30 protein-coding genes, 1 tRNA gene and 1 other RNA gene are annotated in these 26,399 nt (G+C 67.9%); 14 read left to right on the top strand and 18 right to left on the bottom strand.

The window, feature by feature from the left end; all coding sequences use genetic code 11:
- Nucleotides 1-47 precede the first annotated feature (47 nt).
- Genes RS84_RS14180 through RS84_RS14165 form a run of 4 tightly spaced genes read right to left on the bottom strand, consistent with a single transcriptional unit; the run spans nt 48 to nt 1,413 of the window.
- Nucleotides 48-485: a hypothetical protein gene (locus RS84_RS14180; protein ID WP_152641841.1), complete on the bottom strand. Its 438-nt coding sequence runs from the start codon at nt 483-485 to the stop codon at nt 48-50.
- Nucleotides 482-883: a hypothetical protein gene (locus RS84_RS14175; protein WP_045258451.1), complete on the bottom strand. Its 402-nt coding sequence runs from the start codon at nt 881-883 to the stop codon at nt 482-484. Before RS84_RS14175 ends, RS84_RS14180 begins: the two co-directional genes overlap by 4 nt.
- An 18-nt stretch (nt 884-901) precedes the next feature.
- The gene (locus RS84_RS14170; protein WP_045258450.1) at nt 902-1,219 is read right to left on the bottom strand and encodes a hypothetical protein; all 318 of its coding nucleotides are present in this window, start codon (nt 1,217-1,219) and stop codon (nt 902-904) included.
- A complete protein-coding gene (locus RS84_RS14165; RefSeq protein ID WP_045258449.1) occupies nt 1,216-1,413 on the bottom strand; it encodes a helix-turn-helix domain-containing protein in 198 nt (65 codons plus the stop codon). Before RS84_RS14165 ends, RS84_RS14170 begins: the two co-directional genes overlap by 4 nt.
- Before the next feature lie 123 nt (nt 1,414-1,536).
- On the opposite strand from RS84_RS14165, the gene RS84_RS14160 reads away from it, so the two are divergent.
- Together RS84_RS14160 and RS84_RS14155 are read left to right on the top strand one after the other, a co-directional pair.
- On the top strand, nt 1,537-2,064 hold the full coding sequence (locus tag RS84_RS14160) for a helix-turn-helix transcriptional regulator (RefSeq protein WP_152641840.1): 528 nt from the start codon (nt 1,537-1,539) through the stop codon (nt 2,062-2,064).
- Between the two features lie 6 nt (nt 2,065-2,070).
- Nucleotides 2,071-3,264 carry a tyrosine-type recombinase/integrase gene (locus RS84_RS14155; RefSeq protein ID WP_235281499.1) on the top strand — a complete coding sequence of 398 codons (1,194 nt, stop codon included), beginning with the start codon at nt 2,071-2,073 and terminating at the stop codon, nt 3,262-3,264.
- Between the two features lie 27 nt (nt 3,265-3,291).
- Here the strand turns inward: RS84_RS14155 and rnpB are convergent.
- The 4 genes from rnpB to RS84_RS14140 form a co-directional block, all read right to left on the bottom strand.
- Nucleotides 3,292-3,648: RNase P RNA component class A (gene rnpB / locus RS84_RS18820), an RNA gene on the bottom strand.
- A 23-nt stretch (nt 3,649-3,671) separates the two neighbouring features.
- Nucleotides 3,672-5,372: a bifunctional 3'-5' exonuclease/DNA polymerase gene (locus RS84_RS14150; RefSeq protein ID WP_045258447.1), complete on the bottom strand. Its 1,701-nt coding sequence runs from the start codon at nt 5,370-5,372 to the stop codon at nt 3,672-3,674.
- Nucleotides 5,373-5,394: 22 nt separating this feature from the next.
- Nucleotides 5,395-6,129: a zinc ribbon domain-containing protein gene (locus RS84_RS14145; protein ID WP_045258446.1), complete on the bottom strand. Its 735-nt coding sequence runs from the start codon at nt 6,127-6,129 to the stop codon at nt 5,395-5,397.
- 34 nt (nt 6,130-6,163) lie between these two features.
- Complete coding sequence (locus RS84_RS14140; RefSeq protein ID WP_045258445.1) at nt 6,164-6,571, bottom strand: YchJ family protein; 408 nt, start codon at nt 6,569-6,571, stop codon at nt 6,164-6,166.
- 22 nt (nt 6,572-6,593) lie between these two features.
- Here RS84_RS14140 and RS84_RS14135 point away from each other — a divergent pair, with 22 nt between their 5' ends.
- From RS84_RS14135 to RS84_RS18980, 4 genes are all read left to right on the top strand, one after another.
- Complete coding sequence (locus RS84_RS14135; RefSeq protein ID WP_045258444.1) at nt 6,594-7,433, top strand: aldo/keto reductase; 840 nt, start codon at nt 6,594-6,596, stop codon at nt 7,431-7,433.
- 23 nt (nt 7,434-7,456) lie between these two features.
- Nucleotides 7,457-8,083 carry a hypothetical protein gene (locus tag RS84_RS19745; protein ID WP_321163041.1) on the top strand — a complete coding sequence of 209 codons (627 nt, stop codon included), beginning with the start codon at nt 7,457-7,459 and terminating at the stop codon, nt 8,081-8,083.
- A complete protein-coding gene (locus RS84_RS19740) occupies nt 8,064-8,366 on the top strand; it encodes an isoprenylcysteine carboxylmethyltransferase family protein (protein WP_321163040.1) in 303 nt (100 codons plus the stop codon). The genes RS84_RS19745 and RS84_RS19740 overlap by 20 nt, the downstream gene beginning before the upstream one ends.
- A gap of 65 nt (nt 8,367-8,431) precedes the next feature.
- Nucleotides 8,432-8,818, top strand: a complete 387-nt coding sequence (locus RS84_RS18980) for a DUF2510 domain-containing protein (RefSeq protein ID WP_152641839.1) — start codon at nt 8,432-8,434, stop codon at nt 8,816-8,818.
- Nucleotides 8,819-8,820: 2 nt separating this feature from the next.
- Here RS84_RS18980 and RS84_RS14120 read toward each other — a convergent pair whose 3' ends face one another.
- Nucleotides 8,821-9,666, bottom strand: a complete 846-nt coding sequence (locus RS84_RS14120) for a helix-turn-helix transcriptional regulator (RefSeq protein ID WP_045258443.1) — start codon at nt 9,664-9,666, stop codon at nt 8,821-8,823.
- 100 nt (nt 9,667-9,766) lie between these two features.
- Between RS84_RS14120 and RS84_RS14115 the strand changes: the two genes are divergently transcribed.
- Entirely contained in the window at nt 9,767-10,531 is a 765-nt protein-coding gene (locus tag RS84_RS14115) for an SDR family oxidoreductase (RefSeq protein WP_045258442.1), read from the top strand.
- Between the two features lie 3 nt (nt 10,532-10,534).
- On the opposite strand, the gene RS84_RS14110 is transcribed toward RS84_RS14115, so the two are convergent.
- The 6 genes from RS84_RS14110 to RS84_RS14085 form a co-directional block, all read right to left on the bottom strand.
- The gene (locus RS84_RS14110) at nt 10,535-11,416 is read right to left on the bottom strand and encodes a TIGR01777 family oxidoreductase (protein WP_045258441.1); all 882 of its coding nucleotides are present in this window, start codon (nt 11,414-11,416) and stop codon (nt 10,535-10,537) included.
- On the bottom strand, nt 11,413-12,363 hold the full coding sequence (locus RS84_RS14105) for an L-lactate dehydrogenase (protein WP_045258440.1): 951 nt from the start codon (nt 12,361-12,363) through the stop codon (nt 11,413-11,415). The genes RS84_RS14110 and RS84_RS14105 overlap by 4 nt, the downstream gene beginning before the upstream one ends.
- 64 nt (nt 12,364-12,427) lie before the next feature.
- Nucleotides 12,428-12,985 (bottom strand): dihydrofolate reductase family protein, encoded by a 558-nt coding sequence (locus RS84_RS14100; RefSeq protein ID WP_045259202.1) that lies wholly within the window; start codon nt 12,983-12,985, stop codon nt 12,428-12,430.
- A 57-nt stretch (nt 12,986-13,042) separates the two neighbouring features.
- Nucleotides 13,043-13,115 (bottom strand) — tRNA-Val (locus tag RS84_RS14095).
- Between the two features lie 40 nt (nt 13,116-13,155).
- On the bottom strand, nt 13,156-14,049 hold the full coding sequence (locus RS84_RS14090) for an RNA polymerase sigma-70 factor (protein WP_045258439.1): 894 nt from the start codon (nt 14,047-14,049) through the stop codon (nt 13,156-13,158).
- A 10-nt stretch (nt 14,050-14,059) separates the two neighbouring features.
- A complete protein-coding gene (locus RS84_RS14085; RefSeq protein ID WP_045259201.1) occupies nt 14,060-14,665 on the bottom strand; it encodes a carboxymuconolactone decarboxylase family protein in 606 nt (201 codons plus the stop codon).
- Nucleotides 14,666-14,891: 226 nt separating this feature from the next.
- Here RS84_RS14085 and aceE point away from each other — a divergent pair, with 226 nt between their 5' ends.
- From aceE to RS84_RS14055, 6 genes are all read left to right on the top strand, one after another.
- Nucleotides 14,892-17,618, top strand: a complete 2,727-nt coding sequence (gene aceE, locus RS84_RS14080; RefSeq protein WP_045258438.1) for a pyruvate dehydrogenase (acetyl-transferring), homodimeric type — start codon at nt 14,892-14,894, stop codon at nt 17,616-17,618.
- 31 nt (nt 17,619-17,649) lie between these two features.
- Complete coding sequence (locus RS84_RS14075) at nt 17,650-18,846, top strand: PucR family transcriptional regulator (RefSeq protein ID WP_045258437.1); 1,197 nt, start codon at nt 17,650-17,652, stop codon at nt 18,844-18,846.
- Nucleotides 18,847-18,930: 84 nt separating this feature from the next.
- On the top strand, nt 18,931-19,851 hold the full coding sequence (locus RS84_RS14070) for an ACP S-malonyltransferase (RefSeq protein WP_045258436.1): 921 nt from the start codon (nt 18,931-18,933) through the stop codon (nt 19,849-19,851).
- Complete coding sequence (locus RS84_RS14065) at nt 19,848-20,849, top strand: beta-ketoacyl-ACP synthase III (RefSeq protein WP_045258435.1); 1,002 nt, start codon at nt 19,848-19,850, stop codon at nt 20,847-20,849. The genes RS84_RS14070 and RS84_RS14065 overlap by 4 nt, the downstream gene beginning before the upstream one ends.
- 68 nt (nt 20,850-20,917) lie before the next feature.
- On the top strand, nt 20,918-21,166 hold the full coding sequence (locus RS84_RS14060; RefSeq protein ID WP_045258434.1) for an acyl carrier protein: 249 nt from the start codon (nt 20,918-20,920) through the stop codon (nt 21,164-21,166).
- Between the two features lie 94 nt (nt 21,167-21,260).
- Complete coding sequence (locus tag RS84_RS14055) at nt 21,261-22,502, top strand: beta-ketoacyl-[acyl-carrier-protein] synthase family protein (protein WP_045258433.1); 1,242 nt, start codon at nt 21,261-21,263, stop codon at nt 22,500-22,502.
- 64 nt (nt 22,503-22,566) lie between these two features.
- Here RS84_RS14055 and RS84_RS14050 read toward each other — a convergent pair whose 3' ends face one another.
- Nucleotides 22,567-23,262: a YczE/YyaS/YitT family protein gene (locus tag RS84_RS14050; RefSeq protein WP_200892023.1), complete on the bottom strand. Its 696-nt coding sequence runs from the start codon at nt 23,260-23,262 to the stop codon at nt 22,567-22,569.
- Nucleotides 23,263-23,357: 95 nt separating this feature from the next.
- Here RS84_RS14050 and RS84_RS14045 point away from each other — a divergent pair, with 95 nt between their 5' ends.
- Entirely contained in the window at nt 23,358-24,758 is a 1,401-nt protein-coding gene (locus tag RS84_RS14045; RefSeq protein WP_045258432.1) for a PLP-dependent aminotransferase family protein, read from the top strand.
- A gap of 157 nt (nt 24,759-24,915) precedes the next feature.
- On the opposite strand, the gene RS84_RS14040 is transcribed toward RS84_RS14045, so the two are convergent.
- Together RS84_RS14040 and RS84_RS14035 are read right to left on the bottom strand one after the other, a co-directional pair.
- Nucleotides 24,916-25,419, bottom strand: a complete 504-nt coding sequence (locus tag RS84_RS14040; protein ID WP_045258431.1) for a DUF3145 domain-containing protein — start codon at nt 25,417-25,419, stop codon at nt 24,916-24,918.
- Between the two features lie 147 nt (nt 25,420-25,566).
- Nucleotides 25,567-26,340 (bottom strand): hypothetical protein, encoded by a 774-nt coding sequence (locus RS84_RS14035; protein ID WP_045258430.1) that lies wholly within the window; start codon nt 26,338-26,340, stop codon nt 25,567-25,569.
- Nucleotides 26,341-26,399: the final 59 nt, after the last annotated feature.

Here is a 26,399-nt window from a genome sequence, read left to right as displayed (position 1 = left end):
AGCAGTGCCCCTCATCCGGTGGGGATCAGGGGCACTGAGCTTGCGTGTTAGCGGGTGACCGGGGAGAACAGATATTCCGTGTGGCCGTCTGCTTCGACTGAGCCGATGTACTCGAACTCGCCTTCGCACAGGTAGCGGCATCTCGCACGCCCGCCACCTTTGACGATGTTTCCGGGGCCAGCGCAGTACCAACCGCAATCGCCTATGAGGTGGGCCGACGTGTTGCTGTACGGGCCGTTCTCTTCGTATTGCCTGACCAGGTGCACCCGTGCCCCGAGCGTGGCGTCTGAAACGATGGTCATCACTCCGTGGCCACGAAGTCGGTGGACAGGTACGTCCATCCATTCGAGGTCGGATACGAGCAGCTTGAGGATTTCTTGCTGCCGTGCTGCGAGGGCTGCACGCTGATCTTCGATCGCCTGCATCGTTTCAAGCGCATTGTGCGCTGTGCCGTGGGCGGGCCGCGCGGCGGCGGTAACAGTCACTTTTCCCGCTCCAGGAGTTCGATACCGACCGTGACAGGACGGCGCAAGATTCTCGGTGCGGTGTTCACTCGCTCGTGGGCGATCCTCAGGGCGTCGATCAAGTGAGGGATCTTGTCGGCAGGGACATAGAACTCCTCCCCCTCCACGCCGTCGCCCCAGCGGACGGCAACCTCGGGAGCACCCGCTTCGCCGTCGATAATGAGCCGGGTGATGCACGCGTTGAACCCGGCTATCGGATCGAGATCGTGGGAGTGGGTGACGCACGGGCCTTGGGTGCTGAATGACGTTGAGGTTGCCCACGGGTCAGGGGCTACCTGCTCAGTGGTGAGGCCGAGAAGTTCGGCGTAGTGGTCGAGCGTGCGTGTGTCTGCGGTCTGCGGTACGGTTGTTTCGAACATGATCTTCCTTCAGGGGGGTCATTCGCTCCCGTAGCCGGCCAGGGCTTCGGGAGCTTTCTTCTTTTCGCCCACATAGGCGATATTGTGAATGCTCGACGTGAGCAGCGCGCGTTCGTAGGATGCGATCTCTCGTTCGGCGCATCGATCGAAGTAGGCCACGATCTCAGCCCTCGCCCGTTCGTATCCCGCGTCACGCAGCACGGGCCGAACCAGCTTGGAGAGCTTCGACGGTGACACGTACATGTCTGCCCGGTTGAACATCTCCATCCCGAACCGGAGCAGTTCATCGACCCGTGTATTCGCGTTCCCACCGGTCTGACTCGTGTTGAACGTCATCCAGCCTCCGCGAAAGCGGCTTCGATCCATGCGTTGAGGTCGGAGCGACGAATGAGCCGCCGCCCACCGAGCTTTCCTGACTTGAGCTGTCCGTCTTGGATGAGCCACCGCACAGATGCAGGGGTGCGTCGCAACTCGGTCGCGACTTCATCGATTGTGAGAAGCGCATGCTCCCCGGTCGCCGTGATGGTCATACCGCCTCCTTCGAATCTTGTTGTCTCCTACTAGGATTCAAGGTACACCTCCAAATCCAGTTGCGCAACACTAGGAATGCATGTGGACTAGAAATTGTCGTCGCCGTTGACTAGAATCAACGCATGGCACTGGATGAACGGATAGGCGAAAACCTCATACAACTTCGAGGCGACATGAGCCAGAAGGATCTTGCGAGCGCGATGCGTGATCGCGGGTGGAAATGGTCCCAGGCGACCGTGTGGAGTATCGAGAAGGGCGAGCGCCCGCTTCGTCTGGCTGAGGCGGTAGATGTCGCCTGGGTACTGGACGAACGTCTCGACGCGCTGCTCCGTAAGGGTGTCGATCAGGGGATTGAGCAGATTCTTCGCGACCCGAAGCGCAGCCTCGAAAGACTCCTGGATGAACTCACTGTGCAGACATCTGAGTACGAACGTCCAGCGGCACTACTCCGGGACTTGGATCTGCCAATTACGGCTTGGGGCGCTCGCACCAAGTTGGCGGACGTTCTGGATGGTTTGGAGACGGCTCGCGCTGAGTCGCTAAATACGATCGTGGGCCTCGAGAACGATCTTGACGCCGCAGAAGATGAGCTTTGGACCGCGATCCGCACCGGGTATATGGGTCACGACGACGATCCCGCAGAAGGGTAGCCGCGCATGGTGAGGCAGTACATCGAAGATCGCTGGCATCGTCGGGATGACGACGGCAAGCGCATGCGCTCGAATCGGTACGGCACTGGGATGCAGTGGCGCGCCCGGTACTTCGATGCTGCGGGCAAGGAGCATGCGAAGCACTTCCCTCAGAAGAAGCTGGCGCAGACCTGGCTGAATGAGGTCACGGCGTCGGTTGTCACTGGGCAGTACGTCGATCCGCGCTCAGCCAAGGTCACGTTCCGCGCGTATGCCGACGCCTGGTTAGACGCCCAGGTGCACAAGGACGCGACGGCGACCCTGTACCGTGGCCACCTCGAGCGCCACGCCTACCCGGTTCTCGGTGATCTCCCGCTTGGCAGCATCCTGACGACGACGGTTCAGGGCTGGGTGAAGCGGCTGGGTACTGGCGATCCAGGTACCGGGCGAAAAGGTCTGGCACCCGCAACCGTGGGCGTCGTGTACACGGTTGTGGCGTCGATCTTCCGCGCGGCTGTGAGCGATCGTAAGCTCGCCACCTCCCCGTGCACGAGGATCAAGCTCCCGACCGTCGAGAAGACGCGCATACGCCCGCTGACGACCGCGCAAGTGGATCTCATGGCCGACAGCCTGCCTGCTGAGTTGCGGGCGCTGGTGATCCTCTCAGCGGGCACGGGGATGCGACAGGGTGAAGTGCTCGGGCTGACACGGGACCGGTTGCGGCTACTAGGCAAGAATCCCGCTGTGACGGTCGATCGACAGCTCGTGACGAAGCCTGGTGGCGTGACGGACTTCGCGCCGCCAAAGACAGAGGCATCGAATCGAGTGATCCCGCTCCCCCGCGTCGTCGTCACTGCGCTGAACGATCATCTGGCGCGATATGACATCGGGGATCAGGATTTGCTGTTCACGTGGCTCGGTCAACCGCTCACCCGGCAGCGGTTCGGTCACATCTGGCGACCGATCGCGAAGACAGCCGGCCTCACCGCTGAGACTGGCACGGGGATGCACGCTCTGCGCCACTACTACGCAAGCCTGCTGATCCGGTATGGCGAATCGGTGAAGACGGTTCAGGCGCGGTTGGGCCACAAGTCGGCGACCGAGACGCTGGATACGTACGGCCACATGTGGGCGGACTCTGACGACCGGACTCGAGAAGCCGTTGATAGCGTGCTCGGGAATTCTGCGGACTCTCGGCGGACTCTGCAAGGAGTGTCGTAGAGAAACACCTGGTCAAGTCGGTTTATGCGAATGGGCCGACCTGTACGCCGGGTTCTGTTCCGGGGTTCTTCGCCCCTTCGACGGCCATCTCTCTCGGCGACACGTTGCCGTGGCGCTCCAGCGGTCTACCCGAGGACTCGGCGAGCCGCGTCATCATCCTCTGTCTGACCTTGCTCCGGACGAGGTTTACCTGGCGGGCCGTGTCACCACGGCCCCCGGTGGTCTCTTACACCACCCTTTCACCCTTACCCCTTGCGGGGCGGTCTGCTCTCTGTGGCACTTTCTCGCGGATTGCTCCGGGTGGGCGTTACCCACCGTCCTGCCCTGAGGAGCCCGGACGTTCCTCGGTGCGGTTGCCCGCCACGCGACCGTCCAGTCGACCCATTCGCCCGTCCAGTCTACCGGGGCTACTTCTCGGCGGACTCCGCGATTCGAAGGTCCAGCGGCACGTCGATCGGGAAAGAGCCGAACAGGCGGCGGGTCGCCACCTCTGCGGCCTCGCGCACGGCGTCGGCGGCGGCATCCGCCTGCTCCTTCGGCACATGCAGGATGACTTCGTCATGCAGGAAGAACGCAAGGTGCGGATGCCGGGAGAACGCACCGGATGCCGGCGCGGGCACCTCGGATTCAGGAAACTGCCTCAGCCGGTGCCTGATCTCGGCGAGCCAGATCAGCGACCACTCGGCCGCGGTCCCCTGCACGACGAAGTTGCGCGTGAACCGCCCCCAGTCGCGTGCGCGCCGACGTGCCATCGCCACCTCGGCCGGATCGGCATCCGCATCCGTCGCATGCGCCTGCATGCGCGACCAGTCCTCCGACGGCCGCGGCGACGAGCGTCCGAGCCAGGTGGAGACGACTCCCCCGTCCTCGCCGAACCTCGCAGCCTTGTCGACGAGTGCCATGGCGCGCGGGTACACCTTCCGCAGCCGAGGCACCAGGCGTCCGCTGTCACCCGTGGTGGCGCCGTACATGGCGCCGAGCACGGCGTACTTCGCCTCCTCGCGCGTCGCGACCGCACCCGATTCGACGACTCCCGCGTAGAGGTCGGCTCCCTGTGCGGCTCGCGCCATCGCGCGGTCACCCGCCATTGCGGCGAGCATACGGGGTTCGAGCTGAGCCACATCTGCGACGACCAGCGTCCAGCCGTCGTCGGCACGCACCGCCGCGCGCAGGTTCCGCGGAAGCTGCAGCGCACCCCCGCCGGCAGAGGCCCAGCGCCCCGTGACGACACCGCCGGGGATGTAGATCGGCCGGAACCTGCCGTCATGCACCCACTCCGCCAGCCACGCCCAGCCGTTGGCGCTGAGCAGCCGCGAGAGCTTCTTGTACGCAAGAAGTGGCTCGACGACCGCATGGCTGTGCTCGGAGAGCTGCCACTTGCTCGTGGACTCGACCTGCACGCCGACGCGGTGCAGGGCGCGCAGCAGCTTGGGCTGGCTGTCGAGGTTGAGCGACGCATCACCGAGGATCGCGCGCACGCGCGCGGCCTGCGACGCCATCCGGCTCGGTATGCCGCCGGCCACCGGACGCGTGCCGAGGATCTCGGTGAGGATCGACTCGTGCACCGCCTCGTTCCAGGGCAGGCCCGCAGCGCGCATCTCCTCCGCGATCAGGCCGCCCGCGGACTCGGCCGCGCACAGGAGCGTCAGACGCCCGTCCTTGCTGTCCGCCATCACTCGCCGCTGTTCGCGGTATTGCGCGAGCACCTCGGTGATCGGGTCCTCCGGCTCTTGCTCCCCCACGACATCGAAGAGCGCCGGCGCGGCGTCTTCAGCGGGTTCGCGGCGCACCCACAGAGGCGACGGCGCCAGAGGTCGCGCGACCTTGTCGGTGTCCCTGAGGATCGCGTGACAGAGCAGCAGATCGTGCGCACGCGAAAGGAGCACGCCCTCATCGAGAAGAGCCGGATAGACGTCCCTGGCGCTGCGGAGCACCCACCGGGGCGAGGCGTCGCGCTCTCGGGCCGAGACGAACGGAGCCAGCTCGCTCGCAGCGAGCGGATGCCGCGCGGTCTCCTCCCCCGAATCATCAAGCTCGACAGCGAGATAACCCGCCGCGCCGACTGCGACCAGGACGATGCGGCGCTCGGTGGTCTGCGGTGCGGTCACCGCTGTCGCGAGCGGGGCCGGTTCATGACAGCCCGGACTCCTCGGTGCGCACCAGGATGCATCCGCACTCGGGGCACGAGACGACCGCGTCGTCCGGGGCTCGGCGGATGTCGTTGAGATCCGTGCCGGGCAGCATGATGTTGCAGCCTTCGCACATTCCGCGGGTGAGCAGCGCCGCCCCGGCACTGTTGCTCGCGCGGCGAGTGTAGTCGGCAAGCAGGGGCGCAGGGATCCCTTCGGTCACCGCAGCACGATCGCGGGCGAGCTGCGCGCCCAGATCGGTCGCCGCGGCGACATCGGCCTTCGCCTGGGCCGTGAGCGCCGAGCCCTCGGCGGTCGTGGCATCGAGCAGCGCCTGCTGCGCGGCCACAGCGGCCTCGGCTTCTTCGAGGCGTCCCATCACGTCGAGTTCCGCGTCTTCGAGATCGCTCTGGCGCTTGGCGAGGCTGTCGAGCTCGTGCTCGAGCGCTTGCGCCTCCTTCGAATTCGTCGCTGCGGCGAGGCGCTCCGCGTCTCGTGTGCGCCGCTGCTCGACGAGCTTCACGTCCGACTCCAGGCGCGAGAGCTCGATGCGCGCATCGTCGCGGGTTCCTGTGAGCGCGGTCAGCTCGCGCAGCTGCTCCTGGCGGATCGCGACGAGTTCCGTGATGCGAGGCCCCTGCACCGGCTTGGTGCGCGCGCGCTCTGCCTGGAGGATGCGCCGATCGAGATCGGCGACGTCGAGCAGGATGCGCTGGTGTTCCGGAGAGGCGTTCACACTGTCAAATCTAGTCGGTGCGCAGCGCCGGGCATCACTGCACCTCGCCGTCCAGGTACAGCCAGCGACGGTCTTCACGCACGAAACGGCTGCGCTCGTGCAGCGTTCCGCGCGCGCGGTCCTGCTGCCAGAAGGCCTCGAACTCGACCACACCCTCGTCGTCGAAGGGACCGCCGGCGACCCGGTCGACGATCACAAGGGTTCGCCAGCGCAGGCCGGGTTCGAACTCGATCGATCGCGGGCGGGTGGACGGATGCCACGACGTGTGCAGGTAGGCGGCATCCTCGAGTGCGAAGGCGGTGTACCGCGACCGCATGAGACGTTCGGCGGTCGGTGCCGGAGCCCCGCGATGCAGCGGACCACAGCATCCTCCATACGCGTCTCCCGAGGCGCAGGGGCACCGCACGGCATCCCCGATGGCACCACTCTCCCCTGCTGTCATGGCTCCAGCGTACGCTGGCTGCATGACTGCACTTCCCCGGTTCACCGCGCACAACGGCTTCTCCCTGCCCGCCCTCGGTCTCGGCACGTACGCGCTGTGGGGCGATGCGGGAGCGGATGCCGTGACCGCCGCGATCGGCGCGGGATACCGCCTGATCGACACGGCGTTCAACTATGAGAACGAAGGGTCGGTCGGCCGCGGCATCGCCGCCTCCGGAGTCGATCGCGGTGAGATCATCGTGACGAGCAAGCTCCCCGGGCGCCACCACAGCACGGAGAAGGCGCGCACGAGCATCGAGGAGAGCAGGTCTCGCCTCGGCGTCGACGCGATCGACCTGCACCTGATCCACTGGCCGAACCCGTCTCAGGGCGAGTACGTGCAGGCCTGGGCGGCTCTCGTTGAGGCGCAGCAGCGCGGCGTCGTGCGCCAGATCGGCGTCTCGAACTTCCTTCCTGAGCATCTCGAGCGCATCGAGCGGGAGACGGGCGTCCGCCCGGTCGTGAACCAGATCGAGGTGCACCCCTACTTCCCGCAGAGCGAGCAGCTGGCCTATCACCGCGAGCACGGCATCATCACCGAGGCGTGGAGCCCGATCGCGAGAGCGGATGCGCTTCTCGAGGAGCCCGTGATCGCCGAAGTCGCCGCGGCCCACGGCATCTCGCCGGCGCAGGCGGTGCTCGCCTGGCACGTCGCGCGTGAGACGGTCGCGATCCCCAAGGCATCGTCGATGGAGCATCAGAACGCGAACCTCGCCGCAGGGTCTGTCGTGCTCGATCCGGCTGAAGTCGAGGCCATCACGGCTCTCGGCCGCCCGGACGGACGACTGTTCGACGCCGATCCGGCAACTCACGAGGAATCCTGATCACCGCGCCCGCCATCGCGGGCGTGCGCCTCACGCCCGCACTGGCCCGAAGCTACTTCGCGCTGCAGGCGGTCGCCGGCGGGCTGTGGTGGATCGGCGTCGTCACGTGGGAAGCCGTGCGCCGCGCGACGCTGGGAGAGCTTCCCCCTGTGCCCGTCGCGCTCGCCGACATCCCCCTGTTCGTCCTCGCTTCGGCTCTGGCGGCGTACGGTTTCCGCTGGGCTGTCTGGGTTGCCGCACCGTGGACGTCACTCGTGGCGGTGGCCATGGCGCTGTACGCGACGGTGACGGGCTTGGCCGGGTGGGGCGCTCTGCTCATGGTGCTGGCCGCTATGGGAACCCTCGCCGCGGGGGTGATGATCGTCTGCGGACGAGCACCCGTGGAGTGGATCCTCAGCGGTCCCTTCGCTTTCCGGACTGCCGACGACGAGGGACGCTCACGTCTGACCGCACGGATCGTGAGGCAGATGCTGCTGTTCTGGGGGCTGTTCCTCGGTCTGCTCCCTTTCGTCATCGCAAACCTCGAGCTGCGATGGATGGCTGTAGGTGGACGTGCCCGTCGCCGTGCGCCTGACCGGCGGCGTGCTGTTCGCCGTCTCCGGCGCGCTCGGCATCTGGTCCGCCGCGTCCATGCTCGTCGTCGGAGGTGACACACCCCTGCCCTCGCACATGGCACGGCGCCTGGTGATCGTGGGCCCGTACCGGTTCGTCCGCAATCCGATGGCGGTTGCCGGTATCGCGCAGGGCGTCGCCGTCGGGATGATGCTGGGCTCCTGGCTGGTCGTCGTGTACGCCCTCGCCGGATCGCTGTTCTGGAACGCGATCGTGCGACCGCTCGAGGAAGCCGATCTCGAGGAGCGTTTCGGCGCCGAGTTCGAGGAGTATCGTCGTCGGGTCGCCTGCTGGCTTCCGCGTCTCGCGCGCGAGGCGTGAGGCAATACAATCCGATCAGTCATGACGACGAGGATCATGGCGAATCCATGCGAGAAGAGACATCTGTGAGTACACCTCAGGCCGGTTGGTACGACGACGGCACCGGCACGCAGCGCTGGTGGGACGGGCAGAACTGGACCGAGAACGTCCAGCCGCCCGCAGCCCCCGAGCCCGGAATCGGCGGCTTCATCGAAAGGGCGCAGGCCGAAGCCGTCGCCGGCGCGCAGCCGCGACCGGCAGCCGAGGGCATGAGCTATGTCGTGCTCCAGGTGGTGCTGAAGGAGAAGTTCTTCGGCTCAGGATCCGGCAACCTCACCGAGCTCGAGCACGCGATCAACACACAGGCGGCGCTCGGCTATCGCCTGCACACGATCACGACATCGTCGTCGGGGAGCACCGGCTTCGGCGGAGGCGACCGCATCCAGGCGACCCTGGTCTTCGAGAAGCTCTGAGCTCAGGCCGAGCCGACGCTCTGCGTCCCGAGGACTCGGAGAAGATCGAGCTTGCCTGCCGCCTCGCTGCCGGGCGCAGCCGTGAGCACGATGAGCGCGCACGACTCATCCGGAGTTATCAGAGCCTGACAGTCGACCTCGATCTCTCCGAGTTCCGGATGCACGAGGACCTTGTGGTCCTCGAAACGTCTGCGCACCTCGTGGTCTTCCCAGTAGCCGACGAACTCGGGGCTGAGCGCCCGCAGCGCCTTCTCGATCTCGGCGGCCCGTGAGGCCGGCCCCCAGGCGCCGAGGGCCGCGCGAAGGGACGCCGCCAGAGTACGGCCCTGGCGTTCGTGATCGCGCTCGGGGTAGCGCGCGCGCTCGGTGTCGGGGTGCGCGAACCAGCGGTAGATGCCGCTGCGCTCCATCCCGGTGCGTCCCGTGGCGTCGCCGATCAGAGCGCGTGAGGCGTCGTTCTGGACGAGCACCTCATCGATGGCCGACACCACGAACGCGGGGGTGTCGTGCAGCCGGTCGAGCACGCGCAGCAGCGCGGGCGGAAGGTAGTCGCTGAACATCGTCCGGTCAGGTGCGCTGTGTCCGCACACCCGATGCAGATAGTCCCGCTCGTCCGGCGTGAGCCGCAGGGCCCGTGCGAGGGCCGCGAGCATCTGCACGCTCGGCTGAGGTCCGCGACGCTGCTCGAGACGCGTGTAGTAGTCGGTCGACATGGCCGCGAGCATCGCCACCTCTTCTCGACGGAGTCCTGCGGTACGACGGCGTGGCCCCTCGCTGAGGCCGACGTCGGAGGGCTTCAGCTCCTGCCGCCGACGGAGCAGGAAGTCGGCGAGCGCGTCACGATCCATCCTCGAAGTATCCCCCCGCTGCGGCCAGGTATCCAGGGACCCGCACTCCCCGGATACCTGCTCTCTGCCCCGCGATCGCGATCGCTCGCAGGCTGGTCGCATGAACATCACCGGAAACACCATCTTCATCCCCGGCGCGACCAGCGGAATCGGCCTCGCCCTGGCACGATCGCTGAGCGCCCGGGGCAACACGGTCATCGTGGGAGGGCGGCGCACCGACCTCCTCGAGCGCATCGCCCAGGAGACGCCGGAGCTGCGCACCGTCGCGATCGACACGTCGGATGCCGACAGCATCCGCTCCGCCGCCGCCTCGGTCCTGGCCGCGCACCCCGACCTGAACGTGCTCATCACCATGGCCGGCATCATGCGGGTCGAAGACTGGACCTCGCCCGAAGGCTTCCTCGAGACGGCGGAGGCCACGGTCACGACGAACCTGCTCGGTCCGATCCGGCTGATCGCCGCCTTCATCGAGCATCTGCGATCCGTGCCTGAGGCGACCATCATGACCGTCTCGTCCGGGCTCGCGTTCGCACCGCTGCGCGTCACGCCGACATACAACGCCACGAAGGCGGCGATCCACATGCTGAGCGAGTCCGTTCGCCTGCAGCTCTCCGGATCCGCGGTGCGTGTCGTCGAGCTCGAGCCGCCGTCGGTGCGCACCGCGCTCATGCCCGGTCAGGAGGAGAGCGAGTTCGCCATGCCCCTGGACGACTTCATCGCGGAGGTCATGACGCTGATCGAGACACAGCCGGATGCTGACGAGATCCAGGTCGAGAACGTGAAGTTCCTCCGCTACGGCGAGGCCCGGGGCGATTACGCTCAGGTCGTCGCGACGCTGAACCGGCTCGACCCGCACGGGCGCTGAGGGTCACACCGCGGCCGCGACCGCATCCTGAACGGTCTCGTGCTCGAAGCGGAAGCCCGTGCTCGCCAGGACGGCTGGCCGTACGTCGGCATCCGTGAGCAGCAGGGACTCGGCCGCGTCGCCGAGTGCGAGACGCAGCGCCCACGCGGGCGCTGGCAGCCAGAACGGGCGGCGCATGCGCTCGGCCAACGCTCGCCCCGTGTCGTTCGCCGTGGCCGGGGTGGGGCCGGTCAGATTCACCGGCCCCACGATCCCCTCATCGATGATGTGCCGGATCGCCCGCACCTCATCGTCGAGCGAGATCCACGGCCAGATCTGCGTGCCGCGGCCGAGAGGCCCCGAGACGCCGAATCGCGTGAGCTGGATGAGCGGCTTCAACACGCCGCGACGGTGGATCACCGGAGCCGTGCGCAGCAGCGCCACCCTGGCGTCGTCGCCTGCGCGACGTGCTTCGTCCTCCCAAGCCACGCAGAGGCGGGCAAGGAATGTGCTGCCGGCGGCCGAGGTCTCATCGAGCACCATGCCAGGGGCCGAGCCGTATATGCCCACGGCGGATCCCGAGAGCAGCGCCGGTGCATCCGCGCCGAGCGCCCGCACGGCCGCCGCCAGCGTCTTCGTGGTCTGCAGCCGCGACTGGACGAGTTCTCGACGGTAGCCGCGCGTCCACGGCAGGCGGCCAACGCTCGCGCCGCCGAGCGCGACGACCGCGCCGGCTCCCGCCAGCACGTCGGGGTCCAGGGGCTGCTCGCCCGGCATCCACTGCCGTTCGCTCGCGTCGCGCGCGGGCCGGCGCACGAGGGTGATCACGTCGACGCCGTCTGCCCGCAGGGATGCGGTCAGCGCGGTGCCGATCAGCCCGGAGGCGCCGCTGACGACGACCTTCATCGCAACTCCGCCACGGCCGCTGCGAGCGCATCCGCCGAGCGTCGGAGCAGTGTGAGCTCGTCCTCCGAGAAGGGCGTGTTGCGCACGGGGACGGCACCGGTCGCGCTCACGATCGAGGGGACGGACAGAGCGATGCCGTCGATGCCGTGGAAGTCGCGCAGCACAGTGCTCACCGGCATGACGGCGTGCTCATCGCGCAGGATCGCCTCCACGATGCGTGCGCTCGACAGCCCGATCGCGTAGTTCGTGGCGCCCTTGCCCTGGATGACCTTGTATGCGGCGTCGCGCACGTCGACGGCGATCGAGCCGAGCTCCTCGAGAGTCAGGGGCGGATGCGGGGGCGATGACCAGTCGAGGATCGGCACCGTGCCGATCGAGGCGTTCGACCACAGGGGGAACTCGGTGTCGCCGTGCTCTCCGACGATGTGGGCGTGCACGCTGCTGGTCGACACGCCGGCACGCTGCGCGAGCTGCCAGCGTAGCCGTGATGTGTCGAGCACGGTCCCCGAGGCGAAGATGCGCTCGGGCGGAAGACCCGTCGCCTGCTGCGCGATCACTGTCAGCACGTCGCACGGATTCGTCACGATCACGAAGACCGCATTCGGCGCTGCGTCGAGCAGCTGCGGCATCATGGTGCGGATGATCTGCGCATTCACGTCTGCGAGCTCCATGCGCGTCTGCCCGGGCCGCTGCTTGGCGCCGGCCGTGATGACGACCACGTGAGAGCCTTCGACGACCGACAGGTCGCTGCCGCCGGTGATGTCGCTGGAGCCGGTGAACTGCGTGCCGTGTGCGAGGTCGAGCACCTCGGCCTCGACCTTCTCCGTGGCGATGTCGTACAGAGCGACGTGGCGCGCAGACCCGCGGATCAGAGCCGCATAGGCGACGCTCGAGCCCACGCTCCCCGCGCCGACGACCGTGAGCTTCGAGTTCTCGATGATTGCCATGCGGCCAGTCTCGCAGGGCGAACCGGAAGACGGCCAGCGCCGGCGCCGGACCTATTGCTCCTGCTCAGGATGCTCGTCGATAGCGCATCGCGACAGCGCCGCACCGAAGGGGCTCGGCGGAGATCAGCTCGAGCCGTCGGGTGCTCGCGAGACCGCTCTGGTACAGGGTCGGCCCATGCCCGGCGATACGCGGATGCACGAGGAACATGTACTCGTCGATCAGACCCAGTCTGTCGAGCTCGGCCGCCAGCATCGCGCTGCCGAGCAGGACGCCGCCGGGCGCCGCGTTCTTGAGCTCCTGAACGGCCGTGCGCCGATCCCCGGTGAGATGGTGGCTGTTCGTCCACGGGAAATCGTCGCGAGTCGAGGACACCACGTGCTTCGGCTTCGCATCCAGCTTGATCGCCCACTCGCGCAGAGCCTGCGGCGCCTCCACATCGCCGCGGGCGACCGCGGGCCAGTAGCTCTCCATCATCTCGTAGGTCGTGCGCCCCCACAGCATGGCGTCGGCCTCGTCCATGAGCCGCGTGAAGAACGCGTGCGTCTCATCATCGGCGATGCCCTCTTGATGATCGATGCATCCGTCCAGCGTGACGTTGATGCTGAAGGTCAACACTCCCATGGGGCGAGTGTAGAGAGCGTCGCCGGAGATCGCCACGGTGTGCGCAGGACACAAGTGTGGGCCCTGCCGGGATCGAACCGACGACATCCACGGTGTAAACGTGGCGCTCTACCAGCTGAGCTAAAGGCCCTTCCTGAACATCCTAACCGCGTGTGCGCGGCGGCACGCGCTCACCGCGCCAGCCGGACCTCGCGATCGGCCCGCCCCAGCTTGTCGGGGTTCGCGACCGAGTAGATACGCGTGATCCGCCCTTCCTCGACCGTCACGGTCACGATCCCGGCCAGCTGCCCGTCCAGATCGACCCGGATCGCCGGCTGGCCGTTGATCGTCGTGCCGCGTGCATGGATGGCTCCCGTCACCTTGGCGAGGCTCCCCGACAGATAGCGGATGATCGTGGCGGCACCGATGAGCGGGCGGCGGGCGGCGCCGCGGACCTTGCCGCCGCCGTCCGCGACCGAAACGGCGTCAGGAGCGAGCACGTCCATCAGGCTCTGGATGTCGCCGGTGTTGAGCGCCGCGACCAGCCGATCCACGGCGCGCTCGTGCTCCGAGCGCTTCACCGTGACTCGAGGCCGCCGCGCCGCGACGTGGCCTTTCGCGCGATGCGCGATCTGACGCACCGCGGCGGGCGTCTTGGCGACGGCATCCGCGATCTCCTCGTACGGAACGTCGAACACCTCGCGCAGCACGAACACCGCGCGCTCTGCCGGGCTCAGCGTCTCGAGCACTGTGAGCATCGCGATCGACACGCTGTCGGCGAGCTCGACGTCGTCCGCGACATCGGGCGCCGTGAGCAGCGGCTCGGGCAGCCACTCCCCGACGTACTCCTCGCGGCGCCGCGACACGGACCGGATGTGGTTGAGCGCCTGTCTGCTGACGATCTGCACGAGGTACGGCTTCGGCGCGGCGATCTGTTCTCGATCCACCTGGGCCCAGCGCAGCCACGACTCCTGCAGCACGTCCTCGGCGTCCGCAGCCGAGCCGAGGATCTCGTACGCGATCGTGAAGAGCAGGTTTCGATGGACGACGAACGGATCGTCTGCGGCGGACTCGGCGCGTTCCATGACCGCGAGCCTACGCGGACGCCGGCGAGGCGTCATGACGGGCCGATCGCTCGGCCAGCGGCGGCAGACCGCAGGCGTCGGCGAACTCCTCCGAGCGGATGCCGAGCGCCACGTTCATGCGGGCGCTCATGTTCATGAACGCGACTCTCGCGGCGAGTTCGACGAGTGCGGCGGGTCCGAGATCGGCGAGCAGCGCGTCCGAGAGCTCGTCCGTGACCGCAGGCGGCGTCTGACTCGCCGCTTCGGCGTACTCCATCACCCTCCGCTCGACCGGTGAGAAGCCGGTGGCGTCCCGCCACCGGGGAACCTGACGGATCTTGTCCGCGTCGAGCCCGCGATTGTGCCCCATGAAGTAGTTGAAGTCGAGGCAGAAGCTGCAGCCGATCGTCGCGGCCGCCGCCATCGCCGCATATGACGCGAGATCCGGATCGAGCGCCTTCCACCCCTCGGCCTTGCGCCCGATGCCCATGGCGTCCTTCATCACGGCGGGGTTGTTCCAGAGGATGCCGACCGATTCGGGCACCCGCCCCATCATCTTCTTCGCGAACACCTTCACCATGGCGCCGTAGACGCCCGTGACCTCGGCGGCCGGGATGCGTGTCGTGGTGCTGTTCATGCTCATCGCTCCTCCTGTGTCGATGCCCGTGAACCGGGCCTTCGACATGGAGACACCGCCCGCCTCCCCGTTGTGACATCCGACTCCGTGACCGTCGTCGGCATCCGCTCCTGCGTGATCGGGGATAGGGTAAACATCGGCGCGCGTTGTGCACTCCCGACAAGGCTGCCCGCGTCGCTCTCCGATTCTTGGCGTGACCCGCCAGCTTGACGAAAGGTTCCACCCCGTGACCGTGCACGACCAGGATCCGTACTCCCAGGGCCCCCTCGACAGCGATCCCGAAGAGACCGGCGAGTGGCAGCAGTCGCTCGACGAGCTCGTCGACGCGAAGGGCCACGGACGTGGCCGCGAGATCATGCTGAGCCTGCTCAAGCGCTCCAAGGAGCTGCACCTGGGTGTGCCGATGGTCCCGACCACCGATTACATCAACACGATCGCGCCGGAGAACGAGCCGGAGTTCCCCGGTGACGAAGAGGTCGAGCGACGCTACCGTGCCTGGATCCGCTGGAACGCGGCCGTCACCGTGCACCGCGCGCAGCGCCCCGGCATCGGCGTGGGCGGCCACATCTCGACGTACGCCTCGTCGGCCGCGCTCTACGAGGTGGGCTTCAACCACTTCTTCCGCGGTGCGGACAACCCCGGCGGCGCCGACCAGATCTTCATCCAGGGCCACGCCTCCCCCGGCATCTACGCCCGGTCGTTCCTCGAGGGCCGCCTGACGGAGCAGCACCTCGACGGCTTCCGCCAGGAGCAGTCGCAGGCGCCGTTCGGGATCCCGTCGTATCCGCACCCCCGCCAGATGCAGGACTACTGGCAGTTCCCGACCGTGTCGATGGGTCTCGGCCCGATCAACGCGATCTACCAGGCCATGGCCAACCGCTACCTCGAGAACCGCGGCATCAAGGACACCTCGTCCTCGCAGGTGTGGGCGTTCCTCGGCGACGGCGAGATGGACGAGATCGAGAGCCGCGGTCAGCTGCAGGTGGCGGCGAACGAGGGACTCGACAACCTCAACTTCGTGATCAACTGCAACCTGCAGCGCCTCGACGGCCCCGTGCGCGGAAACGGCAAGATCATCCAGGAGCTGGAGTCGTACTTCCGCGGTGCAGGCTGGAACGTCATCAAGGTCGTGTGGGGCCGTGAGTGGGACGATCTGCTCGCCCGCGACACCGACGGCGCTCTGCTCAACATCATGAACGCCACCCCCGACGGCGACTACCAGACGTACAAGGCCGAGTCGGGCGCGTACATCCGCGAGCACTTCTTCGGCAAGGACGAGCGCGCGGCCGCCCTGGTTTCGGACTACACCGACGACCAGATCTGGCGCCTCAAGCGCGGCGGCCACGACTACCGCAAGGTGTACGCGGCGTTCAAGGCGGCGGCCGAGCACAAGGGCCAGCCCACCGTCATCCTCGCGAAGACGGTCAAGGGCTACGGCCTGGGCCCGCACTTCGAGGGGCGCAACGCGACCCACCAGATGAAGAAGATGACGCTGGACAACCTCAAGACGTTCCGCGACACCATGCACATCCCGATCACGGACGCGCAGCTCGAGGAGAACCCGTACCTGCCCCCGTACTACAACCCGGGACCCCAGGACGAGACCATCCAGTACATGCTCGAGCGCCGCCGCAGCCTCGGCGGATTCCTGCCCGAGCGCCGGTCGACGCACGTCGGCCTGTCGCTGCCGGACGACTCGGCCTACGCCCTGCCCAAGAAGGGCTCCGGCACGCAGGAGATCGCCACCACCATGGCGTTCGTTCGCCTGCTGAAGGACCTGCTGCGCTCGAAGGACTTCGGCCACCGCATCGTGCCGATCATCCCCGACGAGGCGCGCACCTTCGGCATGGACGCGTACTTCCCGACCGCGAAAATCTACAACCCGAACGGCCAGCACTACACCTCGGTCGACCGTGAGCTCCTCCTCGCCTACAAGGAGAGCCCGCAGGGCCAGATCGTGCACGTCGGCATCAACGAGGCCGGTGCGCTCGCCGCGTTCACAGGTGTCGGCACCTCCTACGCGACGCACGGCGAGCCGCTGATCCCGATCTACATCTTCTACTCGATGTTCGGCTTCCAGCGCACGGGTGACGCCCAGTGGGCGGCCGGCGACCAGATGGCGCGCGGATTCATCATGGGCGCGACGGCGGGCCGCACGACGCTGACCGGCGAGGGCCTGCAGCACGCCGACGGACACTCGCACCTGCTGGCCTCGACGAACCCGGCGACCGTGTCGTACGACCCCGCCTACGGCTACGAGATCGCGCACATCGTGCGCAGCGGAATCGAGCGCATGTACGGCGGCAACCACGCCGACCCGAACGTGATGTACTACATCACGCTGTACAACGAGCCCTACGTGCAGCCGGCCGAGCCGGAGAACGTCGATGTGGACGGCATCGTCCGCGGCATCCACCGTGTGTCCGTCGGCGAGGGCGAAGGCCCCCGCGCGCAGCTGTTCGCATCGGGTGTCGGCCTGCCCTGGGCGCTGGAGGCTCAGGAGCTGCTGAAGAAGGACTGGGGCGTGATCGCCGACGTGTGGTCGGTCACCTCGTGGACCGAGCTGCGCCGCGACGGCCTCGCCGCCGACGAGCACAACTTCCTGCACCCGGAAGAGGAGCCGCGCACGGCATACCTCACCCAGAAGCTGCAGGGTGCCGAAGGCCCCGTGATCGCCGTCAGCGACTTCATGCACGCCGTGCAGGACCAGATCCGTCCGTGGGTGCCGAACCGCTTTGCGACCCTCGGCGCCGACGACTTCGGATTCTCGGACACCCGCGCCGCCGCTCGCCGCTACTTCAAGATCGACGGCCCGTCGATGGTGGTGCGCACGCTGCAGGCGCTCGCAGAAGACGGGGCCGTCGACCGCTCGCTCGCGGCGCAGGCGATCCAGAAGTACAGCCTGCACGACGTGAACGCCGGCACCAGCGGAAACGCGGGCGGCGAAAGCTGAGCAATCGGTGACAGACTCGTCTCCCGCGGGCATGGACAAAGCCGCGACTCTCACCTGGCTGCGCCGTATCTCCGGCGACATCGCCTCGGTGACGATCAAGCGGCTGGAGGACACCCTCCCCTGGTACGCCGACATGCCACCAGCCCGCCGCTCCGCGGTCGGGCTGGTGGCGCAGGCCGGCATCACCTCGTTCATCCAGTGGTACGACGATCCGAACTCGACACCGTGGATCGCCGCCGACATCTTCGCCGCGGCACCGCGTGAACTGCTGCGCAGCGTCAGCCTGCAGCAGACCCTGCAGCTGATCCGCGTCACCGTCGAGGTCACCGAGGAACGCGTCGCCGGCAAGGGCGACCTCCTGCGCGAGGCGATCCTGCTCTACTCGCGCGACGTGGCCTTCGCCGCGGCCGACGTGTACGCGCGGGCCGCCGAGGCGCGAGGACTGTGGGACGCGCGCCTGGAGGCCCTGGTCGTCGACTCGATCCTCACCGGCGAAGCCGACGAGGAGCTGCCGAGCCGTATCGCCGCCCTCGGGTGGCACGGGCACGGCGAGGTGGCGGTTCTCGTCGGCACGACTCCCCCGCAGTTCGACGTCGACCTCGTCCGCAGGACGGCGAGGAAGCTCGGCGTCGATGTGCTCATCGGCGTACAGGGCTCCCGCCTCGTCCTCGTGCTGGGTCGTGCCCGGGTCGCAGGTCAAGAAGGCGAAGACGAGGAACTAGGCTTCCAGGAGATCGCGCAGCGGCTCGAGCCGTCGTTCGGTCCGGGGTACGTCGTGCTCGGCCCCGCCGTTGCGGCACTCGTCGACGCGAGTCAGAGCGCCCGAGCCGCGCTCGCGGGATTTGCGGTCGCGCGCGCCTGGCGCAACGCTCCTCGCCCTGTCGAGGCAGACGACCTGCTCCCAGAGCGCGCCCTCGCCGGCGACCCGCTCGCCAAGCAGACGCTGATCGAGCGGATCTATCGGCCGCTGCAGGCGCACTCCACCGATCTCGTGACCACGCTGTGGAGCTATCTCGACAATGGCCGGTCGCTCGAGGCCACAGCTCGCGAGCTGTTCGTGCATCCCAACACCGTCCGCTACCGCCTGAAGCGCGTCAGCGAGGTCATCGGATGGGACGCGACCGGCCCGCGCGAGGCGCTGATCCTGCAGACAGCGCTCGTGCTGGGCTCGATCGGCGCCGCCGATCAGATCCGCCGACGCCCTCCGCTGCGTCGCACGACCCGCTGAGCCTGTGCGCCACACACAAGCGTTCTCACGAATCTTGTGATGGTTCATCCAGCGCTTGCCGCGAAACGTTGGCAAGATGGTGAGGTGATCGTCTACGCCTGCCCCGGTCAGGGTTCCCAGACCCCGGGCTTCCTCTCCCCCTGGCTCGAACTCGACGGCGTGGCTGAGCAGCTCGCCGCATACTCCGAGGCCGCTCAGGTCGACCTCATCCAGCACGGCACCGAATCGGATGCCGACACCATCCGCGACACGCGCATCGCGCAGCCGCTGATCGTCGCAGCGTCCCTCGTCGCCGAGCGTCAGCTGCTCGAACGCGCCGGCCGACGCCCCGACGGCATCGCCGGGCACTCGGTCGGCGAACTCGCCGCCCTCGCGGGCGCCGGCGTGATCTCGGCCGATGACGCGATGCGCCTGGTCGGCATCCGCGGGAGGGCGATGGCGGATGCCGCGGCGCACACGCCGACCGGAATGAGCGCCGTGCTCGGCGGGGATGAGGAGGCCGTACTCGCCCGCCTCGAAGAACTCGAGCTCACGCCGGCGAACTACAACGGCGGCGGCCAGATCGTCGCCGCGGGCGCGCTCCCGGCGCTCGCCGCCCTCGCCGAGGAGCCGCTGCGCGGCACCCGGGTGATTCCGCTGCAGGTCGCCGGCGCGTTCCACACCTCGTACATGGCCTCCGCGGTCGCGGCGCTCCGCGACGCTGTGGCGGGAGTCGAAGCATCCGATCCCGAGGTGACACTCTGGACCAACCGCGACGGCTCGACCGTGTCGGACGGCGCGATGGCGCTGAGCTACCTGGTCGATCAGGTGTCGTCCCCGGTTCGGTGGGACCTGTGCATGGCGTCCTTCGCCGAGCAGGGCGTCGCAGGACTCGTCGAGCTCACCCCCGCGGGCGCCCTCGTCGGTCTCGCCAAGCGCGGGCTGCGCGGTGTTCCCACCGTGGCTGTGAAGACCCCCGAAGACCTCGATGCAGCCGTCGCGCTGCTGAACGGAGACGCCGCATGAGCGCCACTCTGAACCAGCTCACCGGTCCCGCCTACACGCGGGTCTACTCGTACGGAGCAGCGCGCGGCGAGAACGCGGTACCGAACGACGACCTCGTGGGCCCGATCGACTCGAGCGACGAGTGGATCCGCCAGCGCACCGGCATCATCACCCGCGTGCGCGCCGACAAGGACACCGACGCGATCGATCTCGCTGCGGCAGCGGCCCAGGAGGCCATCGAGAAGTCCGGTGTGCCGGCGGACCAGGTCGACCTCGTGATCGTGGCGACCATCAGCAACCCGAAGCAGACGCCCTCGGTCTCGGCGATCGTGGCCGATCGCGTCGGCGCGAATCCCGCGGCCGCCTACGACATCAACGCTGCATGCGCCGGGTACGCGTACGCCGTCGCCCAGGCCGACGCCCTCATCCGCGCCGGCGCCGCCACGTACGCGCTCGTCATCGGAACCGAGAAGCTCTCCGACATCGTCGACCCGACCGACCGCAGCATCTCCTTCCTTCTGGGCGACGGCGCGGGCGCCGCGCTCATCGGCCCGAGCGACACGCCGGGCATCGCGCCGGCCGTCTGGGGGTCCGACGGCTCGAAGGCCGACGCGGTGGGCATGAACAACACGCTGACCGACTTCCGCGACGGCCAGGCGCCGTGGCCGACGCTGCGCCAGGAGGGCCCGACGGTCTTCCGCTGGGCGGTGTGGGAGATGGCGAAGGTGGCCCGCGAGGCACTCGACAAGGCCGGCGTCGAGCCGGCCGACATCGCCGCATTCATCCCGCACCAGGCGAACATGCGCATCATCGACGAGTTCGCGAAGCAGCTGAAGCTCCCCGAGACGACGGTGATCGCCCGCGACATCGAGACCACGGGAAACACCTCGGCTGCCTCGATCCCGCTCGCGAGCCACCGGCTGATGGCCGAGCACCCCGAGCTCTCCGGCGGTCTCGCGTTGCAGATCGGCTTCGGCGCCGGTCTCGTCTTCGCCGCCCAGGTCGTCGTCCTCCCCTGAGAACGGCCCGACCTTCTCTAGACTGTTCCACGGTTCCGAATACAACCCGCAAGAAAGAGGAAGACCACATGGCTTTCACCAACGATGAGGTTCTCGCAGGCCTCGCAGAGCTGATCACCGACGAGACCGGCATCAACGCCTCCGAGGTCGCCCTCGAGAAGTCGTTCACCGACGACCTCGACATCGACTCGATCTCGATGATGACGATCGTCGTCAACGCCGAGGAGAAGTTCGGCGTCACCATCCCCGACGACGAGGTCAAGAACCTGAAGACCGTCGGCGACGCCGTCGACTTCATCGTCGCAGGCCAGGAGTAATCCGGGCGGGATGCCACCCCCGCCACCCGCGGGGCGTGGCATCCTCCACTCTGCCCTCATCTCGCACGTAACCCGTACGACAAGGAACCACACCATGACCAAGCGCATCGTCGTCACCGGCATCGGCGCCACGTCCGCCATCGGCGGGACTGCTCCCGACAACTGGAGCAACCTGCTCGCCGGAATGTCCGGCACCCGCACGCTCGAGCACGACTGGGTCCAGCAGTACGAGCTGCCGGTCACCTTCGCAGCCGAGGCGATCGTGCGTCCCGAAGAGGTCCTCCCCCGGCACGAGGCGAAGCGCCTCGACCCGTCATCGCAGTTCGCGCTGATCGCGGCTCGCGAGGCGTGGGAGGACGCCGGTTCCCCCGAGGTCGCCCCCGAGCGCCTCGGAATCGACTTCGCCACCGGCATCGGCGGACTGTGGACGCTCCTCGACGCATGGGACACCCTGCGCGAGAAGGGCCCGCGACGGGTCATGCCGCTGACTGTGCCGATGCTCATGCCGAATGCCGCAGCCGGCAACCTGTCTCTGCAGTTCCACGCTCGCGCCTACGCCCAGACCGTCGTGAGCGCCTGCGCCTCGAGCACCGAGTCGATCCTGCACGCCTTCCACCACCTGCAGGAGGGCCTCGCCGACGTCGTGATCGCCGGCGGCACCGAATCGGCGATCCACCCGATCACGATGGCGTCCTTCGCCTCGGCCCAGGCGCTCTCGCGCCGCAACGACGACCCTGCTCACGCCTCTCGCCCTGGCGCGATCGACCGCGACGGATTCGTCATGGGCGAGGGCGCTGCAGCTCTGATCCTCGAGACCGAGGAGCACGCGAAGGCCCGTGGCGCGAAGATCTACGGCTATGTCCTCGGCGGCGGCGTGACGGCCGACGCCTACCACATCACCGGGAACGACCCCGAGGGCTCGGGCGCCGCACGCGCGGTCACGCAGGCCCTCGAGGAAGCGGGCATCACGCCCGACCAGATCGCGCACATCAACGCTCACGCGACCTCGACCCCGGTCGGAGACCCGAACGAGTACGTCGCCCTGGAGCGCGTCTTCGGCGACCGCCTCAAGGAGATCCCCGTCTCTGCGACCAAGGCGTCGACCGGTCACCTGCTCGGCGGCACGGGAGCGCTCGAGGCGATCTTCACGATCCTCGCGCTGCGCGACCGTGTGGCACCGCCGACGATCAACATGACCGAGCCCGACCCGGCTGTGCCGTTCAGGCTCTCCGGAGATGCCCAGCCGCTCGGCGAGGGCACGCTGTACGCCATCAGCAACTCCTTCGGCTTCGGCGGCCACAACGCCGTCGTCGCGTTCGCCAGCGCTGAGGACTGAGCCCGCCTGAACCACGAAGCGGCCCCCGGATCCGATCCGGGGGCCGCTTCTTTCGTCGCGAGGGTCAGGCTTCCGCGAGCATGCGGGAGCGCTTCTCACGCATCCTCGAGATGACCGGCAGGAACCAGCCGATCAGCGGGCCGACGCCGAAGGCGAACATCACGGTGCCGACGCCGACCGGGCCGCCGAGCAGGAATCCGATGACCAGCACGGTGCCCTCGATCAGCGTGCGCACGAGCCACACCGGCCAGCCGGTCGTGCGCACGAGCCCCGTCATCAGGCCGTCCCGGGGGCCCGGACCGAAATCCGCCGCGATGTAGAGTCCGGTCGCGAACGCGAGGAGCACGAGACCCGCGAGGAAGAGCGGCGCGCCGGCCCAGATCGACGGCATCGGAGGGATGACGGCGAGGGCGATGTCGGCACTGGGTCCGATCAGGAGCGCATTGACCACGGTGCCGAGTCCGACCCGCTGGCGCAGCGGGATCCACAGCAGCAGCACGACGACGGCGGTGAGATTCGTCATGAGCCCGTATCCGAGTCCGCTGCTGCCGGCGAGCCCCAGGGACAGCACGTCCCACGGGGCGACGCCGATGCCGCCGCGGATCATGAGCCCCAGGGCCACACCGTAGAGGAACAGCCCGGCCACGAGCTGGACCAGACGCTCAATGAGATCGCGGCGGCTCGCTGCCGCGATCGGCAGGAAGACCCTCGACAGAGGAGTGTTGCGGAAGACGCGATTGCGGTGAACGGGCCTGGACATGAAGCCATCATGATCCCCCGATCACCGACCATCTCAGGACCACTCATCGAAAAGTGGTCTGGTGATCACGGACCACTTGCGGCCATGATTGATTCATGACCTCTCGTCTCGTCGAACAGCTCGGCGTCGACTCGGTTGCCGGCGCGACCGCCGCGACGCTCGCCGAACGCATCCGCGCCCTGGTGCTCGACGGCCGCCTCACGGTGGGCGAGCGCCTGCCCAGCGAACGATCGCTCGCGTTGGAGCTCCGCCGGTCCCGCTCCACGATGACCCGCGCGTACGACATCCTCGAATCCGGCGGCTACGTGAACCGGGTGCACGGCGGCGGCACCCGCGTCGTGCTCCCGCACTCGGCGACGGCGGCTCCGACCGATGCGGACGAGTCGTCGATCGACCTCTCGATCGCCTCGATGGACTCGACTCCCGGGCTGTACGACGCCACAGTGCGGTCGCTGCCGCGCCTGGCCGCGCTGCGCGGCACAAGCGGATACTCGCTGCGCGGCATGCCCGAGCTGCGTGAAGCCGTGGCGCACCGCTTCACCGAGCGCGGCGTCGACACCGACCCCGACGAGATCGTGATCACCTCTGGAGCGCTGAACGCCGTGCACCTCGTGCTCGCGACGATCGGGCGCCGCGGCCAGCGGGCACTGGTGGAGCAGCCGACGTTCCCGCACGCGCTCGAGGCGCTGCGACACCATGGGTATCGGATGCTGCCGACTCCCGTCGATGTTCACGGCTGGGATCAGCGACATCTCACCGACCTTCTGCTGCGCGGCCGGCCGCACGTCGCCTATCTCATCCCCGACTTCCACAATCCGACCGGAGCCACGCTTCCCGATGCCGAGCGCTCCCGCGTCGCGACCACCGCGCGCAGCACCGGAACGACGCTGATCGTCGATGAGACCACGGCCGAGCTCGACATCGATCGCGGATGGTCGCCTCTGCCCATGGCCGCGCACAACCCGCGGGTGATCACGGTCGGGTCGATGTCGAAGATCGCCTGGGGCGGCATGAGGATCGGCTGGATCAGGGCGGAGCGGCCTCTCATCGACCGGCTGCTCGCCGTGCGGCCGTCGTTCGAACTGGGCACGGCCCTGCTCGAGCAGTGCATCGCCGTCGAGCTGCTCGCCGACATGCGTTCCCTCACGGCGCACGTGCGCGAACGTCTGCGCGACGGCCGCGCTGCCGTGGAATCCGGGCTCGAGGGAACCGGGCTCGTCATGCCGCTGACCCCGGGGGGCCTATCCACCTGGGTGGATCTGGGCGCGCCGATCTCGACACCGCTGTCGCTGGCCGCCCGCGAACACGGACTCATCCTGCCGCCGGGGCCGCGCTTCTCGACCGGCGGGGTTCTCGAGCGGCGCGTGCGCATCCCCATCACGCTCACACCCGAGCGCACGGCAGAGGCGATGGCGCGATTCCGTCGCGCCTGGCAGAACGTTCAGACCGGAGACGTCAGACCGCTCGGAGACCTGGCGCACGCGGCGGTCATCTGATCGATCGCAGGACACGAGGGAACCCCGCCTCCTGTGCGCAGAAGCGGGGTTCTCGTCGTTGGAGTGGGATACGTCTTCTCAGCGTCCGGGACTACTCACCGGCATCCGGTACTCACGCCTTCCCACTCCAGGTCCATGGACTATCCGGCTCACTCGGCTATCCGACCTTGTGGAGCCACACCACGCGGGCATCGTCGCTCGCGTGCCGGAAGGGCTCCAGCTCCTCGTCCCAGGCCGAGCCGAGCGCGATGTCGAGCTCGCGCTGCAGCTCGGCCACGTTTCCCGCCGCGATCTCCATCGCGTAGCGGATGCGGTCCTCGCCGATCACGACGTTGCCGGCGGCGTCCGTCTGTGCGTAATGGATGCCGAGGTCGGGTGTGTGCATCCAGCGTCCGCCGTCGCTGCGCGGCGTCGGATCCTCTGTGACCTCGAAGCGCAGGTGCTCCCAGCCCCGGATCGCGGTGGCGAGAGCAGCTCCGGTGCCCACGGGCCCGTCCCAGTAGAACTCGGCCCGGCGGGCGCCATCGAGCACCGGCTGGTCGGCCCAGTCGAAGTTCACCGCACGCCCGATAGCGCGACCCACCGCCCACTCGAGGTGCGGGCAGAGCGCGCGTGGCGCGGAGTGGATGAACACCACTCCGCGTGCGTAAGCCGTCGCCATGATCTCTCCGTTTCATCAGGTGCGTCTTCCCCAACGACCTGAAACCAACGAAGCGTGGCGCGATATGCGGTTATGCGCCTATTCTCACGCACGAAGGCGGAAATCACAAGGATGTGATTCCCGCCTTCGTGGACAGAGCTGAGGAGGTCAGGCCTCGCTCATGGCCTGCTTGACCTGCTGACCCTTGGCCGCGTAGTAGGCCGCGCGCGCTGCGTCGCGCTGCGCCTGCTCGGCGTAGCCCGCTTCGAGGACCTCCTGGGGCACCTCGACCTGCTCGTGCTGGTCGGTGCCGTGGTACTTCTCGATGTAGGCGTCGAGCTCGGGGCCCGACTCCCACGAGGTGATCAGGCAGTAGCGCGGCTCGGTGCCGTTGTGCGTGGTGGCGTGCCAGAGACGCTGCGTGTCGACGATCAGCTGCGCGCCGGCGGGAAGGGCGATGCGGTACTCGATGCTCGGGTCGGTGCGGTTCTCACGCAGGACGAAGTAGCTGTCCTTGTCGTCGGTGAGGTTGAAGAAGCCGCGGACGACCCAGCCGGTGCCGTCGGGGTTCAGACGGTTGTTGTCGTCCTGGTGGAGGTTGTAGAGGCATTCGCCGTAGGGCGTCGGCTGCAGCTCGATCACGCGGCAGCGGCCCACGTTCGCGCCCGGCTCCTTGGCGCGGGCGGTCAGCGTCGGCGCGATGGCCGTCTGCGAGTCGATCCAGACGCCGTCCTTGTCGGTGCGCGGCGGCTTGTGGTTCCAGAAGCCGTTGCACTCGATCTCGCCCTTGGCGCTTGCCAGCGGCGAGAACCGCGTGTCGCCCGAGGACTTCCAGTCGACGTACTCGATGTCGAGCCACTCGCGAGAGTCGATCTCCTTGTCGTAGCTGTCGAGGATGACGAAGCCCTTTTCTTCGAGGGCGGCGGACTTGATGTATCCCATGATCTGAACCAGATCCTCTCATCGGGGGCCAGCACGTTTTAACAGGCCCTGATAAGGCA

Source organism: Microbacterium hydrocarbonoxydans (genome assembly GCF_000956475.1).
GTDB classification, from domain to species: Bacteria; Actinomycetota; Actinomycetes; order Actinomycetales; family Microbacteriaceae; genus Microbacterium; species Microbacterium hydrocarbonoxydans_A.
The sequence above is the reverse complement of the archived record's forward strand: the minus strand, read 5'-3'. Positions and strand labels throughout refer to the sequence as shown.